Below are 22,234 nucleotides of genomic sequence, written 5' to 3' on the forward strand. Positions count from 1 at the left end.
GCCTGATGCCAAATTTTAAGTCAGAAATTGCAGAGCACCAGAGAGGCGTATCGGGAAGCCTTTAGCGATTCAAGGAAGATTTTATGATTTTTGGATGAGAATATTTCATTTACCTAAAGTTCATATCTGCCGATGAAGGTATGGATGTATAACCCGATTTATGTATCGACCTGTTTGTAAATAACCAGCTTCCGGTAATTAGCCGGACTTGAGGTGTTTTATGAAGATTCAACAAGGACAGTTTAATCTGCGATCCAGTCATGAGGCTATTCAGCGACTGACAAAGGAAGAGTCTCTGCAGATTGTGAAGCGTACAGACGGCAAAGATCAGGTTCTGACGTACCAAAATAAAACAGATGCTACCCAGGTTTCACTGAGCTACTACGGATCGGCTAACACGGCTTCTCAGGGGGCTGACGGAGATGATACCTATGGTCGTTTTCCGGTGCCGGGCCGCCAGACTGATGCTCAGGAACAGGTGCCGTCTGACCGTCTGGGAACGGATACGTCCGGTGTGTCAGCGGATCCTCTTGATAATGGGTTGGCACTGGATGCTGACGCGATATCAGATCTTCGTATGTTGGCCTTTGTTCAGCTAATGGAGCAGATGTTTGGCCTCAGAATCTCGCTGGATGACTCTCATTTGTCAGAAGAAGATCTGAAGGATATACAGAAGCTGCGTGGGCTTGGAGAGCAGATGGATGCGATGAAGCCTGCTAATCAACGTGCGGCAGCCGGTGATCAGCCTCCGCCAAGTAATGGCCAGCAGATAACCTATAGCGCGACAACCTTCTACCATGAGGAAGAGCATACGCATATGGAGGCAAAGGGCAAGGTGATTACGGAAGATGGCCGTGAACTTGAACTGTCCCTTGATCTCAATATGAGCCGTAGCTTTCAGTCTGAAAGTTTTGTTCAGTTTTCAGAAGGAAATCTGAAAGATCCGCTGGTCATTAATTTTGACCGACCCAGTGTTGGACTGAGCGATAAGTTGCACTTCCAGTTTGATCTGGATGCCGATGGTGAAGACGAAGCGCTGCCAGAGCTGTTAGCCGGTTCCGGCTATCTGGCGCTGGATCTCAATGATGATGGTGTTATCAATTCTGGTAATGAGTTATTTGGCGCCAAAAGTGGTGATGGTTTTGAAGAGCTGGCGCAATACGACGATGATGGTAACGGTTTTATTGATGAAAATGATGCCGTCTTCAGTCAGCTGAAAATATGGGTGCCCAAAGGTGAGGGCGAGAGTGAGTTATACGCACTGCTGGATAAGGATGTTGGTGCCATCTACCTGAAGTCGGAGCAGACCCCTTTTGCTCTGAAAACTGAAACAGGCAACAGAACTCAGGGCTATGTCAGGGAGTCCGGTGTACTCCTGAAGGAGTCCGGAGGTATCGCCTCAGTTCAGCAGATTGATCTGAAGGTTTAATCTGACCCAGTACAGAGAAAAACACCGCTGGCGGCAGCAGAGCCTCAGCGGTGTTTTTGTTGATACAGCTATATCTGATTGTCCGGTGATCAGTCGATCAGTCCGTATTGATCCCGCAGAATGCTGATGATTTCGCCCTTAGGGTTATCGGAAAGCCGTAGTTTTTCTCCGGTCACTTTCTCTGCGATATCGATGTAAGTTCGGGATACATTCATCAGTGCTTCCAGTGGCAGGGCATTGTCACGGGCCAATGCTTCACGCTCACTCATGCGGTCTTTGTTCAGCAGAATATCCGGTTCCGGGAAGTGGTTCAGCAGCATCTGACGAAAACCCTCTTTGGATTTTTCGACCACCTGGCCTTCACGATAAGCCGGGCCATCCCAGATGCGGGAAGAATCCGGTGTACCCACTTCATCCATGTAGATCAGTTTGTCATTACCCTCGGCATCTGTGACGTAGCCAAATTCAAACTTGGTATCGACAAAGACCTGATCCAACGCTGCCAGTGCATCGCTGATTACGGAAAAACCCTCCTTCAGCAGCTTTTCATACTGAGCAATATCTTCCTGGCCTTGGAAGTTAAAGGCAGCAAAGTTATCGATGATGTTGTCACGGGTAATATTTACATCATCTGCCTCAGGAACCCCCGGAATGCCTTTAAGCACACCCTTGGTAGATGGGGTGATCAGCAGCTCCGGCAGCTTTTGATCCTTCTGTAAGCCTTCCGGCAGCTCTATACCGCAGAAGTTACGTTCGCCCTTACTGTATGCCCGCCACATGGAGCCGGTGATGTATTGGCGGCAGATCGCTTCGATCATGACGGGTCTGGCTTTTTGTACGATCCAGACAAAAGGGTGCGGGATATCCAGAATATGACTGTCTGCCAGACCGTTTTCACGGAATAACTTAAACCAGTGATTTGAGATGGCATTCAGCGCGGCCCCTTTGCCGGGAACACCCTGCATGCCCCCTTCGCCGTGCCAGATACAGTCGAATGCTGAGATACGATCACTGATCACCATAATCGCCAGGGGAGCATCAGGCTGGACGTTATAGCCTTTTTCCTGAATCAGACGGCGGCTGTCCTCTTCCGTTAGCCAGTATACAGAACGGACTTTGCCGCTATGAACCGGCTGATGGGTACGGATTGGCAGATCGTTGTTTACTGCTAATACTTGATTGGCAATGGAAGGGTTTGCAGGGTTCATGGCATCAGTTCCTGTAAGAAACGGTCAAAATTAAGAAGCCTCTCAGCATAGTCGATATCTGGGGATACCGACCCGGCTGAAAGGCTTTAAATCAGATCTGTAGCAAGCGGTTTTAATCAGAGGTTAATCAACATAGAAACCAGAATTACAGGTTTTTAAACGCATCCGGATCATTGGTGATATCAACATCAACACTGGGTGATGGGATGATGTAATCGTACACCCGCTCCCAGCCATCTTCGGCAGCCCCCGGTGGGCGCTCCCAGACAGTACCGGCGTTATAATCCATCAGATCCGTGATGGTCGGGTCCGCTTTACACATGGCTTCAACCGGCGCTGTCATCATATTATTCAGCTCATCTGCCAGATATTCTTCAGACTCATACCCGCTGTACATACGCCACCCGGTGTCATTGAGGTGGTCAGGGACGGTTTTGTACATAAAGCGAATGGGCATACGTTCTTCGATAACCATGCGGGAAACCAGGCATAAAAAACCGTTTTTGGTTTGATTGGTTTCCAGTTCAGGGGTTTTAGGGGCGTCGATATCAGGCGTACGCATAGGCTGCTCGCTTTATTTCGGTGAAAAGGTTGCGGTGTAAAAGGTGTTGTATCCAAATAAGGCGGGTATTCTAATACAGACGGAAGCAGAACGGAATTTCCGGCGGCCCGGAAATCAAAATGCCGCAGGTCAGAAGACCCCGCGGCATTCAAGTAAAGCCAGGTGGTTTGAATTGCCCGACGGAAAGTAGACCACTGCCGGTGACCTCCCGTCAGAGTGACTCAGCGCATTAGTACATCATTGATCGTCAGTTGACCATTTTCCATCTGTGCGTGAATCAGCATATCCTCTTCATCTTCCTGATAGGCTCCCATCTGATTCAATTGCATCGCCATCATAGAAAAGACCGGCATAGAGTTGAACAGAGATTTGTTCACCGATGCGTTACTTTCCAGTTTCACATATTGCGCCAGAATCGGAGGAAAACTCAGAGCCTTGATCAGCTCCTGCTGACTGGTGTCCAAACTGAGGTTCATATCGCCATTGATACGCCCTTCAGTGGTTACCACATTAACATCGTGCAAACTAAACGTTGCAGCGTTTACCACATCGGCGAAAATCGGCAGAATCTCCTGTGCATCCTGTGGCGTCATCTGCTCGCTGTCCATCTCCTGGGCAACTTTCATCAGAGCTTCAGTCTGTTTTACCGTTGGGCCACTCAGCGTGTAGGAGAAACCGCTAGGCTCAAAGTCGTACAGCGTTTGGCCGAATTGGGCGATATGCAGCTTATCCAGCGACCAGTTACCGGAATAATGTATGGTTTCATCCGCAGCTTGCTGTTTCTGGATATTCAGCTTGTCATTCAGGTTTAAAGAGGCGGACTGAATCTCGATCCGGTCATTGCTCAACCCCAGATGGCTGACATTGATATCATTACTATAGGACCAGATAAATTCGGTTTGCTGTTGGCCGGAACCTTTAATACTGGTTTCGCCAACCGTCAGCTGGTTTCCTTCGGCATTTAGCTTAAGGCCATTCCAGATGCCGTTAAGGTCGTAGGTCGCATCACCGGCATCATAGTTCAGACGAATAATTCCGGGCTTCATTTTGATGACGCCGTTGTCCGGTGTCAGAGTGAAGCCTTCAATGTAAGTGTTCAGGACGGACTTGTCAGCCGAGATCTCGCCATCAAAATGCAGAGGTACTTTGTCGTCAAAATCTTTCAGGCTTTCTTTCATCTCCTCGGTGACAACGACCTCGGAAATAAACTCCGCCCCTGTGAATCCGTGACTGATCTGATGTCTGATATCAACGTAGGGAGCAGTGCCGTCAGCCTGAATAACCGATGGTTCGTTAAGCAGGATGCGGGTTATCAGTGAGCTGTCGTAGGCATTTTTCTGGTAATCCATAACCTGAATCTCAAGGCCGGAGGAACCTTGTTGCGCATTGGCTGAGGCTACAGCAAGCGTAATCTGTTGCTGTACCGTGTCCCCAACTTTTACCGGGATATAAGCCGCAGTGGCCGCGCCAACGGCTCCAGCACCGATCAAAATCCCTGCTGTAATTTTGTTCATTCAAGATAATCCTGTTTCTTTTAGGTAGGGCTAATTTTTACTGATAAAGTAGTCAAGGATGGCTTTTAATTGGCAACAATTTTTGTTGTCATACCACGCTTTCCGGTCAGTGCTAGTATTACGATGCTGATCAGTAAAGACAAGCTGGCGCAATGGTCTAACATTTCAAAGTGTTTACCTGATTTTTTCAACTGCTATTTCCAACGAGTTTTGTGAGTAAATGAAATTTCTGCTCTCTGGGTTACGCACCCTGATTATCGCTGTAACTGTTTTTATTCTATTCATTCTGATCGCCCTGAGTCAGGGTTGGCACACCCGGCTGGTCAACCATTTTGCTGAACCGTATAAGATTCAGGTGGGCCATACCCAGATAGACTGGTTCCCACTTTCTCTGATTGTTGAGAAGTTGTCTGTGGGGGAGGGCGCGTCGGCTTTTACCCTGGACTCATTGGAAATCCAGACCCGATATAGCGTACTGGCGGGAGAGCCCCTGCAGCTGTTTGTTAAGCTGGAGGGCGGTCAGGTAGGCTATCGGCAGTTACCGGCAGAAACGGAAGCGGGCTGGCAGGTTGCAGGTTTGAGTATCGGCCAATGGCAGCAGGTGTTTACTTCTGAGGCGCAGGGCCCGGAGAATAACAGCGAAGATCTGGCCGGTAATGATCCTGCTGAGGCCTCTGCATCCGAGTTTGTGGTGCATCTTAATAGCCTTGAAATCAGTGACCTGAACGTTAACAGCGAAAAAAACGGCCTGCCTGATCTGCAGCTGAAGCGTCTTCTTTTCAACCCTTTCTATACAGATCAACCGGAGACACTGTCATCTCTACAGATGGAGCTGGTAACTGCCGGGGGCGAAATCAACATAACCGGCACATTATCGCCTTTATCTGCAGAGCCTTCCGCAGACTTTATGCTGAAGATAACGGATTTTGCACCGGATCAGCAGTGGCTGGCGCAGATACCCGAAGCATTACAGGTTGCTCTTGATACGGAACTTGATATTTCTGTTCGTCAGCTTGTATCGGAAATGCCAAATGAGGCCGGTGTAACAGAGAAGGCCGCCTTATCATCTCTCAAAGCACAGGTGACAGGTGATCTTCAGCTGAATAATCTGATTTGGCAGGCAGCCAACAAGGCTTCCCCTCAAGCTGCTGAAACACAACCTGAGCCGGAAGCTGAAGATGTACCCTCTGATAAATACGCACTGAAGCACTTTGCTCTGAATGGGCTTGATATTCAGGTAGATATTGCCGATCTGCAGCATGCTGACCCTAAGGCTGTTGTAGGGGTAGAGCAGGTGATGCTTGAAACGCTTTCGGTGAACCAGCCGGGGTTGGACTTTCTGCTGCAAAGCATCGACCTGAAGATGCTCAGTATCCATGCTGATACCGAGTCAGCAGAGATTCAGACCGGTGTTCTTGAACTGGCCAACGGCGACCTTAAATTTGAACTGGCGAAGGCAAAAGAGTCCACCACACAAGCCTCTTCTGCAAAAGTGCCGCCTGAAGCTGGTCAGCCCTCTCACTCTGATGATTCAGGTGTTATCGCTGAGGCTCAGCCTGATCAGGCTCCGACAGCCTATGAGGTACGCTACACAGGGCAAGCGATTCAACTGTTAAACCAGAAAATTGACTTTCGTGACCTGAATCTTACGGATGCACCTCTGACTCAGCTTGAACTCACCTCGTTACAGCTGGATCAGCCCCGATACCCGGCAAAAACCCCGTTTCCCTGGGCTGCGGAGCTATGGCTGAATGGCCAGAGTCACTGGCTGATGAATGGCGACCTGCAAACGGCACCGCTTAAAGTAAACCTGAATATTGATCAGTCCGGTCTGAACCTCCCGGATATCAGTCCTTACAGTGAGTACTACGCTGAGATCGTATTTGATGAAGGGGTCATGGATAATAAAATTCAGTTTGAGATCACCCCTGATAGCCTGAAAGGTGAACTGGGCTTTGGTTTTAATAAGCTGGATATGGAGATGAAAGGCGGTCTGGCTAATCTCAACTTACCGGTAAAAACAGCATTTTCAATGCTGGAGGATGCCAGTGACCGGATCGAGCTGGAGCTGAAGCTGGATAAAAAAGGTGAAGAGCTGAACGTGGGAGCTTCTGCCATTGTTAAAGAGCTGCTTCTGGCCGCCAGCCAGAAAGGAACCTTTGCCTATCTTAAGTATACGCTACAGCCCTACGGCGCACTGCTGACGCTGAAAGACGTTGGCACCAGTCTGATGAAAAGTGGTGATATTCCTCTTGAGCCTGTCGTTCTGGAGCCGCTGCAGGCTGAACTGACGGCTAATCAGAAAGGCTATGCACTGAAAATAAGTCAGATTCTGCAGGATAAAAAGGATCTGAGGCTGAATTATTGCTACTTTGCCTCAGAAGAAGAGCGCATGGCTTTGCTTGAGCAACAGGGAGATAGCGTCCTGGCGGCATCCGCATTTAAAAGTTTGAATCAGAATCGGTTAACGGAATGGCGTAAGCTGTTTGCGGCTCAGGGATTGTCAGGTCGTATGAGCCAGTGCTCACCGGAGCAGCAGAAGGCCCGACAGCTTGAAGAGTCATCCAGCCAAAGCCAATTTACGATCTTGTTAACGCCCTGATCCGTTGAAACTCTGACGGGCATAAGTTGAAATTCTGACCGGAATAAAAAGAGATCAAAAAACGCGTTGCTGATTTTTGCTACCTGATATAAAAAAGATGACGAGAATGATTAAGGAGATACTGATGAAACTGCGGGTAGGAAAACGGTTACCCCTGGCTTTGATATTTGCAATTCTTGCAGGTTGTGCCAGCGATAATATTCAGGAGATCGAAGCGGGCTATGATGAGGATGGCGGTGCCGGGCCTGTGGCTATGTCCTATATTGATGATGTGGCAACCGATATACGGGGGCAGCAGGGCTTATTGGCAATTGCACGCTCTGATGCTGAGCTTATTCATACTCATGCCTCCCTTGCCATGCAGCGTGCCCAGGACTCTGACTGGGTCAAAATGCATGCGATACATATCCGCCATACTCTGGCACCGGCAAGTGCAGAGAGTGGAGCCGTTAGCAGTTACGGCCTGCTGAAAGCGGTTAACCATGTTAAGGATCGGGTAGAGCTTGCCATGGAGCAGAATGATGCCTCCGATGCGATTGAGTTTCATGGGGAGCAGATTACCCTGAGCGCCGATTCAGTGCTGGAGCGCGGCCAACAGTTGCTGGCACTGGCAGATCAGATTATTCATACGCCCCGTTACAGCGACCTGTCCGGTGAGGCACCCAAACTGGTTTTACTTGCGGAACAGATCCTGTCAGGTGAAGACCTGAACGGTGATGGTGAGATCAGCTGGGAGGATAATGAGCCTGGGCTTGATCAGGCAATGAAGTATCTGGATTATCTGAAGGAGAAAGAGCGTGCTTATGGTCAGTGATGGCACCAGAGAACGTGTTTGCTGACCAATGTCGTGACATATCAACCATTAATATTGATCAAGGATGATCGGGTAGTTTATTACTTTAGTGCGTATTAATGTATATGTGTGGTAATATTGAGTAACTCCTGTTTTTTCTGTACAGAGTCCTTCCCGGTTTGAGAATTTCTTATGTTTCTAAATACCTTACGTAATAAAGCGCTATTTTTTACTATTATCTCTATTACTTTCCTGATAGCTCAGGTGGTTATGCTACGTAGCGAAGCCCGTCACGTTATTGCACAGGTTGAACACTTAGAGCAGAAACGTATTCCTCAGTTGAATAAAGCACATGATATGCAGGTGGCGGTCATTCAGGTGCAGCAGTGGCTAACGGATATCAGTGCGACACGGGCTCAGGATGGGCTGAATGATGGCTTTGAGGTTGCGGAGGAGAATGCACAGATTTTCCGTCAGCGTCTGAATGAGATGCTGCAACTTGATGAAGAACACGTGACATCCTACCGGGAGTTGCTGCCGGTTTTTGAAGCTTATTATGCTACAGGTAAGAGGATGGCTCAGGGGTATATTGACGGTGGCCCCTCCCAGGGTAACCTGTTAATGGCTGAGTTTGATGAGGCTGCCAGTGCTATTTATGGACGTATCGGCGAACTGATGACCCGTCAGGATGAGGCTACCCAGGCCGCGCTGACGGTAGCGGTGCAGAAAGCAAAACAATCCCAATACACCAGTATGTTGTTTTCACTGCTTCTGGCGTTGCTGATTCTTGTCCTTCTGGGTGGCCTGCGTTCATTTGTGCTCAAGCCGATTAACGCCATGTACCGGCTGGTGGAGGATTTGGGCAACGGAGAGGGTGACCTCTCGCAGCGGCTGCCGGAAAGCCGCAAAGATGAGATCGGTGATCTGGCTCGCTCCTTTAACCATTTTCTGGCTAAAACCGATCAGGCAGTGGCTAATGTGATGAGAACCGTGGTTCGTCTTATCCCTATGGCGAATGAACTCTCCCAGACCAGTGAAGAGGCGAAAGGGCGTACTCTGAAACAGAGCGAGCAGAGTCAGAAGGTTCATAGTGGTATGCTGGCGACCCAGGAGGCTTCGCAATCGGTATCCTGTGCGGTAGAGCGTATCGCTGCTGCCAGTGATCAGGGTTATAATCGGGTTGCTAACGGACTGACAGTGGTGCAGGAGTCCACGGCTCATATGGAGCAGCTGGTGGAACAGGTCTCTGGTGCAGAGGAAACTATCAAGCGGTTGCAGGAGAGCAGTGATCGCATTGAAGGGGTGATCGATGTGATCGGCACCATTGCAGAGCAGACCAACTTGTTGGCTCTGAATGCTGCGATTGAAGCGGCACGTGCCGGTGAGGCGGGGCGGGGTTTTGCAGTGGTGGCTGATGAGGTGCGTTCCCTGGCGGGTAAAACCCATGACTCCACGCTGGAGGTCCAAACAATGGTGGAAGCGATCCGTAATGGAACCGCCAGTGTGGTCAGCGTGATGCGTCAGAGTGTGGAGGCTGCCAAAGACAGTAAAGCATTGGTGGAGGCAAGTAGTACCCGACTGGAGGAGATCAACGAGTCGATTGTCCATATCCGTCACTGCTCGGAAGAGATTCTCTCTGCAGTACAGACCCAGAATACAAACTTTACTGAGGTCAGCGATAATATCGGTGTGATGAATGAACGCTTCAAGGAGGCCCTAGCGAGTGGGCAGCAAACCTTCAGCCTGGCTGATGATCTGAATACGATGAGTAATCAGCTGCAGGAGGTGATGGGTAGCTTTAAAGTAACCGATAACGTCAAAGCCCATTAAGGGTACTCGTAGATCATTGATGGTGCCAGCCCTTGAGGCCGGAACCAACGGAAGTCCGGGAGGGGAAGAGTGTTTTTATCACGCTTCCTCTCCGGGTTCACCCTCGGTTGCCAGCAGCTCCTGAGCTAACTCCCCAAGACAACGCACGGCATTATCCACTTGTTCATCCCAGATAATGGCGCAGTTAACCCGCAGAAAGTTCTGATAATGATCCCGGGCGGAAAACAGCTTGCCCGGCATAATGCCGATACCTTGCTCCAGTGCCCTGTGGTGTAACTGAAAGGTATCAACTTTTCCGGGCAGCCCTACCCAGAGAATATAACCTCCCATGGGGCGGGTCAGTGTGGTGCCTTCCGGGAACCAACGGCTCACCGCTTCACCCATCAATTGTACCTGCCGGGCATAGGCCGCCTGAATACGGCGCAGATGCCGGTCATAACCCCCGTTAGCCATAAACTCCGCTACTGCCATCTGACTCAGTGTTGACGTGCCGACACTGCTGAACGACTTCAGAAACTCAATATGCTGCTGGTAGCGTCCACCGGACACCCAACCCACCCGCAAGCCGGAGGCGATGGATTTTGAAACCGATGAGCAGTACAGCACCAGTCCGTCTTCATCATAGGCTTTAATGGCCGGTGTCCGGTTGCCGGAGTAATCCAGGTCACCAAACAGATCATCTTCTATCACCGGAATGCTCAAAGGCTTTAGTAATGTCAGTAACTTACGGCGGTGCTCAACCGGCATAGTAAAGCCCAGAGGGTTATTATAGGTGGGTACAAGGGCGACGGCTTTAACCGGCCACTGCTGCAGCGCCAGTTGCAGCGCTTCCAGGCTGATCCCTTTTTGTGGGTGTGTTGGAATTTCCAGCGCTTTCATACCCAGGGATTCAATGGTTTGCAGCAAACCGACAAATGCCGGGCTTTCGATGGCAATAACATCACCGGGTTGAGCTACGGCGCGCAGACAGAGGGTCAGAGCCTCCTGACAACCGTTGGTGATCACAATCTCATTTGCCGCCACATGGCAGCCGGATTCTGCCATGCGCTTGGCAATCTGGTTGCGTAACTCCTCGAGCCCTGGCGGGAAAACTGACACCACCACCTCATCCATGCGTTTACGTACCAGACTACCCATAATGCGTTGCAACTGTTTTACCGGCAGAAAGTCGGGGCTGGGAATCGCTGTGCCCAGATTGATCAACTCCGGCTGCTGGCAGCGGCGCAGCACCTCACTGGCGGATTGTTTGATACTCACCGCCGTGGGCAGGCTCAGATCGGTATGCTGATCCGGCGTTGGTAGTTCGCAGGACTGGCCAGCTTCCGAGCCAAAAGGTGGCAGCATACGGCTGATGCCGGACTTCTCCGAAAGTGTACCGCCATAGGTGGGTGTTACGGGCTGGCGCACATAAAAACCGGACTGGGGCCGGGATTCAATCAGGTGTTGTAGCTCCAGCTGCTCGTAGGCGCTTTGTATGGTTGCGATGCTTACGGAGCGCTGCTGGCTAAGCTTACGGATTGAGGGCAGTTTATCACCCGGTTGGAAAATGCCTTCAGTTATCTGGCGAGCCAGTTCATCGGCGATTTGCTGATACAGGGTCTGGTTGTGCGAAGCGGGTTGTGTCATAAGCAGGGCGCAGTCTTCTTTTTTATTGTTTTCCCCGGAAGGGGTAGCTTTACACCGGTCAGATATTTGGACGTCTCTGAACAGGTGTTATGGGTTGCAGAATTATTGCTACTGGGTAACAGCGTTAAAGTGTTACTGATATTTAACCTCATCCTAACGTATTTGTAACACTTTGGATCATTACAGTTTACGTCAGAATGATCGGTACAGTTGGTTTTTTTTGCAACTGTACTGCTTAAATGAGCAGAAACTAGCTCTGCAAGCTCCCGCTGTAATTGACCAGAATAGTCTTATCAAAATTATAAAGGCAGACACACTGCATCAGTCACCGTGATTGTGGGTTTGAAAACACCCCAGACTGAGATCTGCATTTTGACCCTTTCGACTGTGTTATCCGGCTCAGGTCTTTCAATGGCTCAGGTCATAGAAGGGTAGCCCAGTCCAGAACAATGATAAGGCAAGGTCATGACGTATAAAATTCTGAACGGTAACGAACTGATTATTCAGGGTGGTATTGAGGCGGGCTTCTCGCTTTATACCGGTTATCCGGGCTCTCCATTAGCGGACTACTTTAATATTCTGCACGCCCGTAAAAACGAGCTGAAAGAGAAAGGTATCCGTGTCGCGCTGGGTAATACCGAAGCCAATGCTGCTGCTATGGCCGGTGGTGCCAAACAGGCTGGTCGTAATGTGATGGTGGGCATGAAGTCCATGGGATTGCATGTGGCCTCTGATGCCCTTTCTGTCGGTAACTTTGCTAACCCCGGTCAGCCTTATATTGACCCTGAAACCGGTGAATCGATTCACTCCGGTGTTGTCGTGGTTGTGGGTGATGACCCCTGGTCGATGTCCACTGCAACCGCTGCAGATTCCCGTTATCTGTTTAAGCATCTGCATATGCCCTTCCTTGAGCCATCCAGCCCTCAGGAGCTGAAAGACTGGATCGCCCACGCCCTGACACTCTCTCAGCGCTCTTCTCTGTACGCCGGTGTACTGGTCACTACCTTTATTGCAGAAGGCGGTGGTCGTGTGGAGATGGGAGAAGAGTCTGAAGTCCCTAACGCGCTGACCGACTTTGATCCGAGCACCTTTGATCTGGCTGCCAGTGTTATGGTGCCGCCTAACTCCCTGGGTGCTGACCAGCGCCTGATTCGTGAGCGTTTCCCGAGGGCGAAAAAAGTGCTGAAGGATCTGGCACTGGATCGTCAGTACGGTAACAGCGACAGCAAAATCGGCTTTATCTCCTCCGGTGTCGTCTTTGAAACCCTGCGCCAGATTATGCAGGAAGAACACTATCTGGATGATTTTTCACTGTACAAAGTGGCCTGCTCCTATCCGCTGGTGGATGACCTGCTGGTGCCTTGGTTGCAGAAGTTGGACACTCTGGTGGTGGTTGAGGAGAAGCGTGGCTTCCTGGAGAACGAACTGATCCATCTGTGCCAGGAACACGGCGTTAAGGTTCATATTTACGGTAAAGAGTTTGCTGATCGCGTTGTCGGTGGTGAGCTTGGCAGTGAAAAAGTGATTGAAGGCTTCCCGGCGGACGGAGGCATCTCCTACGAGATTTTGCGTAGCAAACTGGACGAACTGATGGGTGTTCTGGGGCTGCGTCCTTGTCAGCAGAAACAGCCAGAGCTTATCAAGCTGGATCAGGCGCTGCCGATGCGTCTGCCAACCTTCTGTCCGGGCTGTCCGCACCGTGAAACCCTGAGCCTGCTGAAAGAGCTGCGCAAGGTGTTTAAAGAGGAAGACGGTATCAACCTGATCTCCCACGGTGATGTAGGCTGTTACTCCCTGTCGTTCCTGGAACCGTTCAAGGAGATGCATGACATCTCCGCCATGGGGCAGGGTGGTGCCTTCGGTGCCGGTATGGATCTGTTCTCCACCAATCCGTCCGTGGTTCTGATGGGCGACTCAACCTTCTTCCACTCTGGATTGAGCGCCATCTCTAACTCGGTACAGCTGGGTCATAATATCACCTATATCGTGCTGGATAATGACTTCACCGCCATGACCGGTCACCAGATGTCACCCAGCACCGGTGAGTCTGTGGAAGGGCGCAAGCGCCCGGAACAGGATATGCTGAATCTGGTACGGGGTATGGGCGTTGATGAAGCGATTGAGGTCAACCCGTCTGACCGTTACTTCTACCGCAATATGCTGAAGCAGCTGGTGAAGAAACAGGGCACCAAAGTAATTGTTTCTGACAAAGAGTGCGGTCTGACCTTTGCCGCACGTAAGAAACGTGAAGACCGTAAAATCTTTGGCGCTGGCGAAACCAAGCCGGTTCAGACCTTCTTCCAGATCAATACGTCTGCCTGTGAAGATTGCCGTGCCTGCGTTGAGATGACCGGTTGTCCGGGGCTGTCTCAGACCGAAGATGCCTACGGGCCGAAAATGTTTATTGACCCTCAGATCTGCGTATCGGACGGTTACTGCTCCAAAATTCTGGCCTGCCCGAGTTTTGAGCAGGTGAATGTGATCAACTATCACCCGACACGCTACGCCCGGGAAAGTGGTGCAAATCAGCCCATAACACGGGCTGCTTCAGACGCACTGCCGGAACCGGATCGTAGTAAAGCCTTCGAAGATATTCTGGAAGGTCAGGACTGGCGTGTCGTGATTACCGGTGTCGGCGGTTCCGGTGTCACCACCATCTCCCGTGTACTGGCAGAAGCTGCTGAAGAGATGAACGGCCTTGATGGACTCGACTTTAAGTTTATGGACCAGAAAGGTTTGGCTCAGCGTAATGGTCGCGTAACCGGTCACCTGAGCATCTTTAACCGCGAGAAATCCGCCAGCGCCATCACTCCTTTAGGCACAGCGGATCTGGTACTGTCACCGGATCTGTTGGATGGTAGCGCCGCGCTGAACTTCCTGGCGCCCTATGGACTAGCGCTACTGGATGAAGAGTTCCAGATTCCCCTGTCAATTCTACTGGATTACGGCGAAGAACAGGATGTGTTAAAAGCCGAAAAACTGCGGGAAGTGATCGACAATAAGCTGAAAGAACGGGCTTTATTCAGTCCCATGAAAGCGGTAGCGCACCGTCAGCTGGGTAAAAGCGTTTATGCATCTGCTGTATTGTTGGGCGTGGCGTACCAGAAAGGTATGTTGCCGTTCACGGAAGAGAATATGCGTGGTGCCTTCCGTCGTGGTGTACCTAAAGCGGAATTTGACAACAACTGGAAAGCCTTTGAACTGGGCCGCCGTGTTGTTGAAATGGGTGTTGAAGCCTTCCGTAATGAATTTCTGCCGCACAGTGGTGACACTGATGGCCAGATGGTTAGCGCCTTCCGTAACAGCGTGGCCGACAGCGCCGGTCTGTTTGAGAACAAAGACCAACTGATCAAACTGTACGATAACGGCCTGACACGTTTACAGGGTCTCTTCCCGGAGATCGAGGGTGATCATCTGGCAAACTACATCCATGATGTTGTGGTCTATGACCGTGCCGCCTCTCTGGATGCTTTTATTGCTGATGCTGAAAAAGTGGCAACGCTTTATTCCGATGTGGCCCTGCAGCGTATCGCCCTGCGTGCTCTGTGTAAGACTTACTGGATCAAAGATGAAGTCTTTACCGCACACCTTATGGTGTCACCGGTTAAGAAAGCCCGTGACGAAGCTGCCTACAGACACCTGGGCACCGGTTTTGAGATTAAGCACCTGAACCGCCCTGAGTTTGACCTGTTCAATCGTCGCATCGCGTTTGAGTTTTCACCGAAAAACTGGATGCTGAAAACCTTCCGTCATCAGCGATGGTTGCGTAAAGCCCAGGCTAAAGTTCATGCCCGCGAGCATGAGATTGCACACCGTGTCCGTCGTGAACTGCTGGAGGTTATTCCCGGAATGACTGGCGACCAGCGCAAAGCACTGGTACGACTGGATAACATCAAAGGATATCGCCAGGTGCGGTATGAGAAGGCAGAGAAGGTGTTCTCTGATCTGTCCTCGTCCAGCAAAGGTCAGGGTGGTAAGAAAGCCCCGGCTGTTGATGGACAACAGATTCCAGCTGTGCAGGTCCATCAGCCATAAACTGGTGGGTCTAACCGGTGGCTTTGCCTTTGGGGCGCGCCACCGGTGGAGTCTGCCTTCCCTGAGCTGGTCGAAGGGAAGGAATCGTTCGTTGTTAGGAACGGCAGTTCTCCTGTTCTGCCGGATACGGGGTTTAGCACACACCGTATCAACTCAGCTCTCTTGCTGAACTCTGCATATTTACCCCGCCATATGGCGGGGTTTTTTTATGGCTGTTGGTTGAGGTTCGTCTTAAACCGAGGGTGTTTCAGATGTATATTTAGACTGGATCGGTTTCTGTGTCTATATACAGTATATTTGCGGTCTTTCATAAAATCGTGCTCGATTTGTCCGACTTAATGCTCGGTTTACCGGTGCGGCGAAATTGGATAAGCTGCAAAATTAATACATTATGGCAATCGTAGCAGCCTATTGTTTTTAATAGCATAGGCGCACGGTTATTAGCGCAGATGCGCATGCGCTTTTGCAGGGAAGCAGTCAGATCAGAAAACGGATTTTTTCTTTCTAATCAAACCCTTTCCTCAATTTTTGACGGTATATTGAAATCGTTAAAACGCGTGTGTTGGCAGCATATAGGTAATATGGAGATATAAGTGGGCAGTTCATTTTTTTTTATAATCGTAACTATCCTGTTGATCGTTGTTCTATGTGTCTTTAAATTTAAGGCGCGCAACTCTCAATCGAGCACCACTCCATGGTCAGAGCAAGAACCTCAACTTGATGTGACCCAACAGATAGTTGCTTCTTCTGCTCAGCGTCTCGTTGAGATAATTAACGAGTCTCTTAATATTGCAAATGACTCAAAAAACGCTGATACAAAGGCTTCACGGCTAGATTTAGCAAAAGAAAAACTGGATGAATTAAAGGCGTTAGCAAAAGAAAATTCGTGGATCAAAATCGACCGTCTTTCGGATGTTGAGGAGTCAATTAGTGTGTTGGAGCGGGAGTGCGAAGAAGTCAACTACCGAGTTGAAGCGAACAAAAATTTTGATGATGACGATGATCTTGCTACTTTCAATATTTTATATGGCTATGATGATAAAGAAAAAAGTTACAACAAGGCTCCGGGAGAATGGATAAAACCTGGTGAGACCATCACCATAAAAGGGCAAAAATTTACTGGCGGCAATTTTTATTTTGGTGGAAAGCTCAGTTCATTCGATGGGTACGGAACAGAAGCGTCACTGGTTGATGATTCGTTAACCGTTGAAAATATGCCATCAAGTTATGAAGATGAAAGTTTAGGATATTGGCCTAAATTTATCTCGCTCACACCTAAAGGGCGTGGTGCTTTCCTTAATTGGCTATCCGGCAATAGAAGTGATCCGGATACACCTTTGGGTTATGTGTTTATTTATTTCTATGGCCTTGAAAGGCGCATTACTGTTGATTCAATTAAACAGGCGGTTGATGACACAGAATTCAAATCGTTGTTTGACGAAATTTTACGATTAAAAGGCATTTACGGCAATAGCCGTTCATTTTCAAATTATTCCACTCGTCTTCTAGAAATAATGTGTCTATTACGACCTCACGTAGTTTCACATCTGGAACTTGAAAAAACACCTCAAAGAGATTCAATGTTATTCAGACATCGCCTTGCCACTACGGTAAATGAAGGAAAGCCGGTTTCAGCTGAATTGGCATTGGCATGGATTCGGTTTTATCCGGATTATAATCTGAAGAAACCAGCGCGGCGTTGCGGCTATGAATTCAGCCAGATGTTTATACGCCTCTATAGCAAAAAATACGGGGATGGGCTTATAGTCAAGCCCAATAAAACACGATTAAAGGTTGAATATCACCCTGCCAGCTCTTCCTTGCGAGGAATATCATTTCCTCAACAGGACCTTCCTGACCCCAGTAAATTGAAAGGCCCTGTAAATAAACTTATTGTTATTGCAGATGAATGTATTACTGAACTAGATGCGTATAGCCGCTATCTTGCTAAACCCAATACGTCCCGCACCGATATTGAAGCTATATTGTTACTGCCGGACGACCTTAGCGATGCGGGCACTACGTTAGGGTTAGGAGAGTTTAAGAAATGGGCGGATGATGCCATTTCAACGAAAAATGGTCTGGTAAGTGTCGAGGAATTCTGGACATATACCAAATCACCTTTACCTGCGAAGATCAACAAAAAAGAAGCTGAATTAATTCAGAATCTTGCACAAAAAGCCGGTTATGGCATAGCACCCGATACACGTTACCACCATGCCAAGACAAGCGCAGATGGAAAATTGGTTCTATTTCCTGAAGGACATGGCAAATACTTTGAACCCTCCAAAGCATTTAGTGAAATGGGAATGGCACTACGCCTAGGTGCTATGGTTGCCACCATTGATTCACATGTGGATCAGGCGGAATTACATTTATTAACTCAGCTCATTGACCACGATACTAATTTATCTCCTACAGAGAAACGATCATTACATGCCTATCTGGTGTGGAGACTTAATACACCTTCAAACGTCACGGGCTTAAAAGCCAGAGTGGAATTACTTGGTAAAACAGAAAAAGCTGCTATCAGTCGCATATTGGTTGGTGTTGCGATGGCCGATGGAAAAATTGATCCGGATGAAATCAAACAGCTTGAAAAACTCTATACCTTGCTAGGTCTGGATAAAGCTTTAGTCACTGGAGACATTCATGGAATGTCATCCAGCAAAGCGGGAGTGCGGCCTGCCAGCACTCAATCAGAAAGTATCACTCCTGCTTCCTCGTCATTCCAGCTCGACGAAAGCATTCTTGCAATACATGAATCGGAAACCAAAGATGTACAAAGCATGTTGGGCGCAATATTTGTGGAGGACGAACCCTTTAGTGACTCCGATGACTCAGCCACAGATAGCACTGTTGTAGAGGAAGAAACCGGAATTGATAAACCGCATTATGCGTTGTATGAAAGCCTTATACGAAAAGATAAATGGACTCGTGAAGAGGTGGAAGCATTGTGCTGTGATTCGGGTTTGATGGTTAGTGGAGCTTTGGAAACTATTAATGACTGGTCATTTGATAAAGTTGATGCTGCTGTACTTGAAGAGGATGGTGACGCAATTTATGTCGATCAGGAAATCGTAGAAGAGATAGAAGGTTAAATTTATGGAAAAACGTATCCGATTAAAAGAACGTGATGCAATCATTCAATCACTGAAATCTGGTGTAACTCCCAAAATTGGGATTCAGCATATTCAGGTAGGACGAAGTAATGAAGTCAAAGCGTTGTATAAGGACATTGAAAGAATCTCTCAAGGCGGCGCAGCATTCAGGCTTATCATTGGTGATTATGGCTCAGGGAAAACTTTTTTTCTGAGCGTGGTACGGTCCATTGCTCTTGAAAAGAAGCTGGTTACGGTCAATGCGGATCTTTCACCGGATCGGCGTGTCCACGCTTCTTCAGGACAGGCACGGAATCTTTATTCCGAGCTCATGAGGAATCTGGCAACCCGCAATAAACCGGATGGAAATGCATTAGCCAGTGTTGTAGAGCGATTTGTAACTCAGGCCCGTAAAGAAGCAGCTGAAAAAAAAACTGATGTTTCGACAGTAATTCATCAAAAATTAGCATCCTTGTCAGAATTGGTTGGCGGATATGATTTTGCAAACGTTATTGATGCCTACTGGAATGGTCACGAGCAGGATAATGAGGAGTTAAAATCAAATGCCATTCGCTGGTTACGTGCTGAATACACTACTAAGACAGATGCAAGAAGAGATCTTGATGTAAGAACGATTATTTCAGATAACTCGTTTTATGATGCGTTAAAACTTATGAGCCTGTTTGTACGTCAGGCGGGCTATGAAGGCTTACTCGTTAACCTGGATGAAATGGTTAATCTTTATAAATTAAGTAGTACACAAGCACGTACATCTAACTATGAGCAGATTCTTCGAATACTCAATGATTGCCTTCAGGGTTCAGCTGAATATCTTGGGTTTTTATTGGGCGGAACGCCAGAGTTTTTATTAGATCCCCGCAGAGGATTATATAGCTATGAAGCATTGCAATCCCGATTAGCTGAAAATAGCTTTGCGCAACGTGCGGGGGTTATTGATTACTCCTCACCTGCACTACATCTGGCGAGCTTAACACCGGAGGAACTTTATATTCTCCTGAAGAATCTTCGTCATGTCTTTGCTGAAGGTGATACGTCTAAATATCTAGTACCTGATGATGCTCTCAAAGCTTTTCTACATCATTGTAGTCAGACTATTGGTGATGCCTATTTCCGCACACCGAGAAATACCATCAAAGCATTTTTAGATATGTTGGCTGTGTTGGAACAAAACCCTTCTATGCAATGGTCGCAGTTAGTTCAATCAATTGCAATTGAGGATGATCGTCCAAGTGATACAGATGAAATTATGGTGTATGAAAAGACAGGCGAAATTTTGAATAGTGATGGGCTAGCTGATTTCAAATTATGATAGAGGAATATCAACGCCTTGATAAGCGTGTACAAAAATGGTTGTTTAATCAGGGATGGCCTGATTTAAGGGAAATACAAAAACGGGCAATTGCACCGATTCTGTCAGGTGATAGAGATGTGCTGATTAGTGCATCGACGGCAGCAGGTAAAACAGAAGCTTTTTTTCTACCCGCATGTAGCGCAATTGCCGACGATGGAAATGGCTTTGGTATTCTCTATATCAGTCCTTTGAAAGCATTGATAAACGATCAGTACCGCAGGCTAGATAGTTTAAGTGAAATGCTGGATATGCAGGTTACACCTTGGCATGGTGATAGCCTTCAATCCAAAAAGAAAAAAGCCAGAAACAATCCTTCAGGTGTTCTGTTAATCACTCCTGAATCTTTGGAATCACTGCTAGTCAGGGAGCCGGGATGGATTAAGCAATCCTTCACCTCACTCAAATTTATTGTCATTGATGAATTTCATGCGTTCATCGGAACCGAGCGAGGACAGCAATTACTTTCTCTGCTTATCCGCCTTGAACATATAACTGGCCGAATCTCTAATCCTATTCCACGGGTTGCGCTAAGTGCGACACTCGGAGAGCTTGAAAAAGTACCACTTTCTCTTAGGCCAAATAAAAGTCTGCCTTGCGAAACCATTACCAGTAGTCAGCACCAAAGCACTATTAGGGTTCAGGTTAAAGGATATTTAGAGCCGGTAGACATCATGATGGATGAAACACGTACTTCTGCTGAACAGCAGATTTGTCAGGAAATATTTAGGCTCTGTAGAGGTGACTCACATCTGGTATTTGCAAATAGCCGCAGCCGGACAGAAAGCATCGCTGCGCAGTTAAGTGATTTATGCGAACAACACGCTGTACCCAATGAGTTTTTCCCTCATCACGGTTCATTAGCTAAAGAACTTCGGGAATATTTAGAATCCAGGTTGCAGAAAGAAACCCTGCCAACAACAGCTATTTGTACCATGACCTTAGAGCTAGGCATTGACATCGGGAAAGTGAGTTCTGTTATACAGGTTACTGCTCCACACTCAGTATCAAGTTTACGTCAGCGGTTAGGCCGGTCTGGCAGAAGGAATTCACCTTCCATATTGCGTACGTTAATCGCAGAAAATGAACTGAATGATAAATCCAATATTGTAGATGGTCTTAGATTGGAGTTGGTTCAATCACTAGCAATGATTCGATTGCTCATTGTAGAGAACTGGTTTGAACCAGCAGATACAGAGCAAATGCATCTTTCTACCTTTTTACACCAGATACTTGCCGTAATTGCGCAATGGGGAAGCATCAGGGCTGACCAGCTTTATTCTTTATTATGTGAGCAAGGATCGTTCAAAGAAATATCAGTTCAGCATTTTAAAAAATTGTTGTCCCATATGGGTAAAGTCCAATTAGTACAGCAAATCAATAGCGGTGAATTGGTTTTGGGAATTGAGGGGGAGCGTCTTACCAATTCCTATACTTTCTATGCTGTGTTTAAAACACCGGAAGAATTCCGTATTGTTGCCGGAAGCAAAACGCTCGGTACGCTACCTGTCGACTCCCTAATTCTTAAAGATCAGCACATTATATTTGGTGGCCGTAGATGGAAGGTCACGGATATTGATGATGAAAAGAAAGTCATCTATGTCACTTCTACAAAGGGTGGTAAACCTCCAAAATTTAACGGCAGTGGCATGTCGATTCATGACAGGGTTCGAAAAGAGATGCTAAGTATCTACCGCAATGGTGACTATCGCATTGAGGTTGGAAATCAAAAAATAGATTTTGTAGATAATCTTGGAAGACGGCTTTTTCAAGAGGGTGCATACCTTTTTAAAGAGGCTTACATTGAAAAAAAACCTGTCTATCAAAGCGGTAAGCATAGTTATATTTTCTCATGGATGGGCGATAAAGTTGTTAACACGCTTACCGTTTTACTAATTAGAAGTGGTTATGTATGTAGTAATTTTTCTGGTGTTATTGAGGTACAAAATTCTAATGCAGATGATATAAAGAACTGTTTAATAGACATAGCAAATGATGTGCTACCAGATGAAACTGAGCTTGCTGAAACACTTTCGATACAGCAAAAGCTTGTTGAAAAATATGATGAGTATCTGCCAGAAGATTTGTTAACCGAAGGGTATGGGAGAAAAGCTTTTAATTCTTCGGCTGCCAAACAGTGGATATTAGGAAACCTTGCTTAAGAT

12 protein-coding genes are annotated in these 22,234 nt (G+C 47.9%); 8 read left to right on the forward strand and 4 right to left on the reverse strand.

The annotated features are described in order from the left end of the window. Nucleotides 1–220: 220 nt before the first annotated feature. Nucleotides 221–1,429, forward strand: coding sequence for a hypothetical protein (locus ACN0R8_RS00585; RefSeq protein WP_417594038.1), 1,209 nt, complete (start codon nucleotides 221–223; stop codon nucleotides 1,427–1,429). An 89-nt stretch (nucleotides 1,430–1,518) separates the two neighbouring features. On the opposite strand, the gene ACN0R8_RS00590 is transcribed toward ACN0R8_RS00585, so the two are convergent. The 3 genes from ACN0R8_RS00590 to ACN0R8_RS00600 all read right to left on the reverse strand — a co-directional run bounded on the left by ACN0R8_RS00590 (nucleotide 1,519) and on the right by ACN0R8_RS00600 (nucleotide 4,713). Then, entirely contained in the window at nucleotides 1,519–2,637 is a 1,119-nt protein-coding gene (locus tag ACN0R8_RS00590; protein WP_417594040.1) for a phosphoribosylaminoimidazolesuccinocarboxamide synthase, read from the reverse strand. Nucleotides 2,638–2,782: 145 nt separating this feature from the next. Further along, nucleotides 2,783–3,199, reverse strand: a complete 417-nt coding sequence (locus tag ACN0R8_RS00595) for a DUF2185 domain-containing protein (protein WP_417594042.1) — start codon at nucleotides 3,197–3,199, stop codon at nucleotides 2,783–2,785. Between the two features lie 221 nt (nucleotides 3,200–3,420). Then, on the reverse strand, nucleotides 3,421–4,713 hold the full coding sequence (locus tag ACN0R8_RS00600; protein WP_417594044.1) for a DUF945 family protein: 1,293 nt from the start codon (nucleotides 4,711–4,713) through the stop codon (nucleotides 3,421–3,423). A 220-nt stretch (nucleotides 4,714–4,933) separates the two neighbouring features. Here ACN0R8_RS00600 and ACN0R8_RS00605 point away from each other — a divergent pair, with 220 nt between their 5' ends. The 3 genes from ACN0R8_RS00605 (at nucleotide 4,934) to ACN0R8_RS00615 (ending at nucleotide 9,938) form a co-directional block, all read left to right on the forward strand. Next, entirely contained in the window at nucleotides 4,934–7,315 is a 2,382-nt protein-coding gene (locus ACN0R8_RS00605) for a DUF748 domain-containing protein (RefSeq protein WP_417594046.1), read from the forward strand. A 124-nt stretch (nucleotides 7,316–7,439) separates the two neighbouring features. Continuing rightward, complete coding sequence (locus ACN0R8_RS00610; RefSeq protein WP_417594048.1) at nucleotides 7,440–8,129, forward strand: hypothetical protein; 690 nt, start codon at nucleotides 7,440–7,442, stop codon at nucleotides 8,127–8,129. Nucleotides 8,130–8,300: 171 nt separating this feature from the next. Beyond that, a complete protein-coding gene (locus ACN0R8_RS00615) occupies nucleotides 8,301–9,938 on the forward strand; it encodes a methyl-accepting chemotaxis protein (RefSeq protein WP_417594050.1) in 1,638 nt (545 codons plus the stop codon). A 78-nt stretch (nucleotides 9,939–10,016) separates the two neighbouring features. Here the strand turns inward: ACN0R8_RS00615 and ACN0R8_RS00620 are convergent, their stop codons facing one another. Then, nucleotides 10,017–11,564, reverse strand: a complete 1,548-nt coding sequence (locus ACN0R8_RS00620; RefSeq protein WP_417594052.1) for a PLP-dependent aminotransferase family protein — start codon at nucleotides 11,562–11,564, stop codon at nucleotides 10,017–10,019. 465 nt (nucleotides 11,565–12,029) lie between these two features. Between ACN0R8_RS00620 and ACN0R8_RS00625 the strand changes: the two genes are divergently transcribed. The 4 genes from ACN0R8_RS00625 (at nucleotide 12,030) to ACN0R8_RS00640 (ending at nucleotide 22,231) form a co-directional block, all read left to right on the forward strand. Further along, the gene (locus ACN0R8_RS00625; protein ID WP_417594054.1) at nucleotides 12,030–15,599 is read left to right on the forward strand and encodes a thiamine pyrophosphate-dependent enzyme; all 3,570 of its coding nucleotides are present in this window, start codon (nucleotides 12,030–12,032) and stop codon (nucleotides 15,597–15,599) included. Between the two features lie 593 nt (nucleotides 15,600–16,192). Further along, nucleotides 16,193–18,700, forward strand: coding sequence for a TerB N-terminal domain-containing protein (locus ACN0R8_RS00630; protein WP_417594056.1), 2,508 nt, complete (start codon nucleotides 16,193–16,195; stop codon nucleotides 18,698–18,700). A 4-nt stretch (nucleotides 18,701–18,704) separates the two neighbouring features. Further along, entirely contained in the window at nucleotides 18,705–20,030 is a 1,326-nt protein-coding gene (locus ACN0R8_RS00635; protein ID WP_417594058.1) for an ATP-binding protein, read from the forward strand. Next, entirely contained in the window at nucleotides 20,027–22,231 is a 2,205-nt protein-coding gene (locus ACN0R8_RS00640) for a DEAD/DEAH box helicase (protein WP_417594060.1), read from the forward strand. The genes ACN0R8_RS00635 and ACN0R8_RS00640 overlap by 4 nt, the downstream gene beginning before the upstream one ends. Nucleotides 22,232–22,234 lie beyond the last annotated feature (3 nt).

This window comes from Oceanospirillum sp., assembly GCF_048265165.1.
GTDB lineage: Bacteria > Pseudomonadota > Gammaproteobacteria > Pseudomonadales > Halomonadaceae > Oceanospirillum.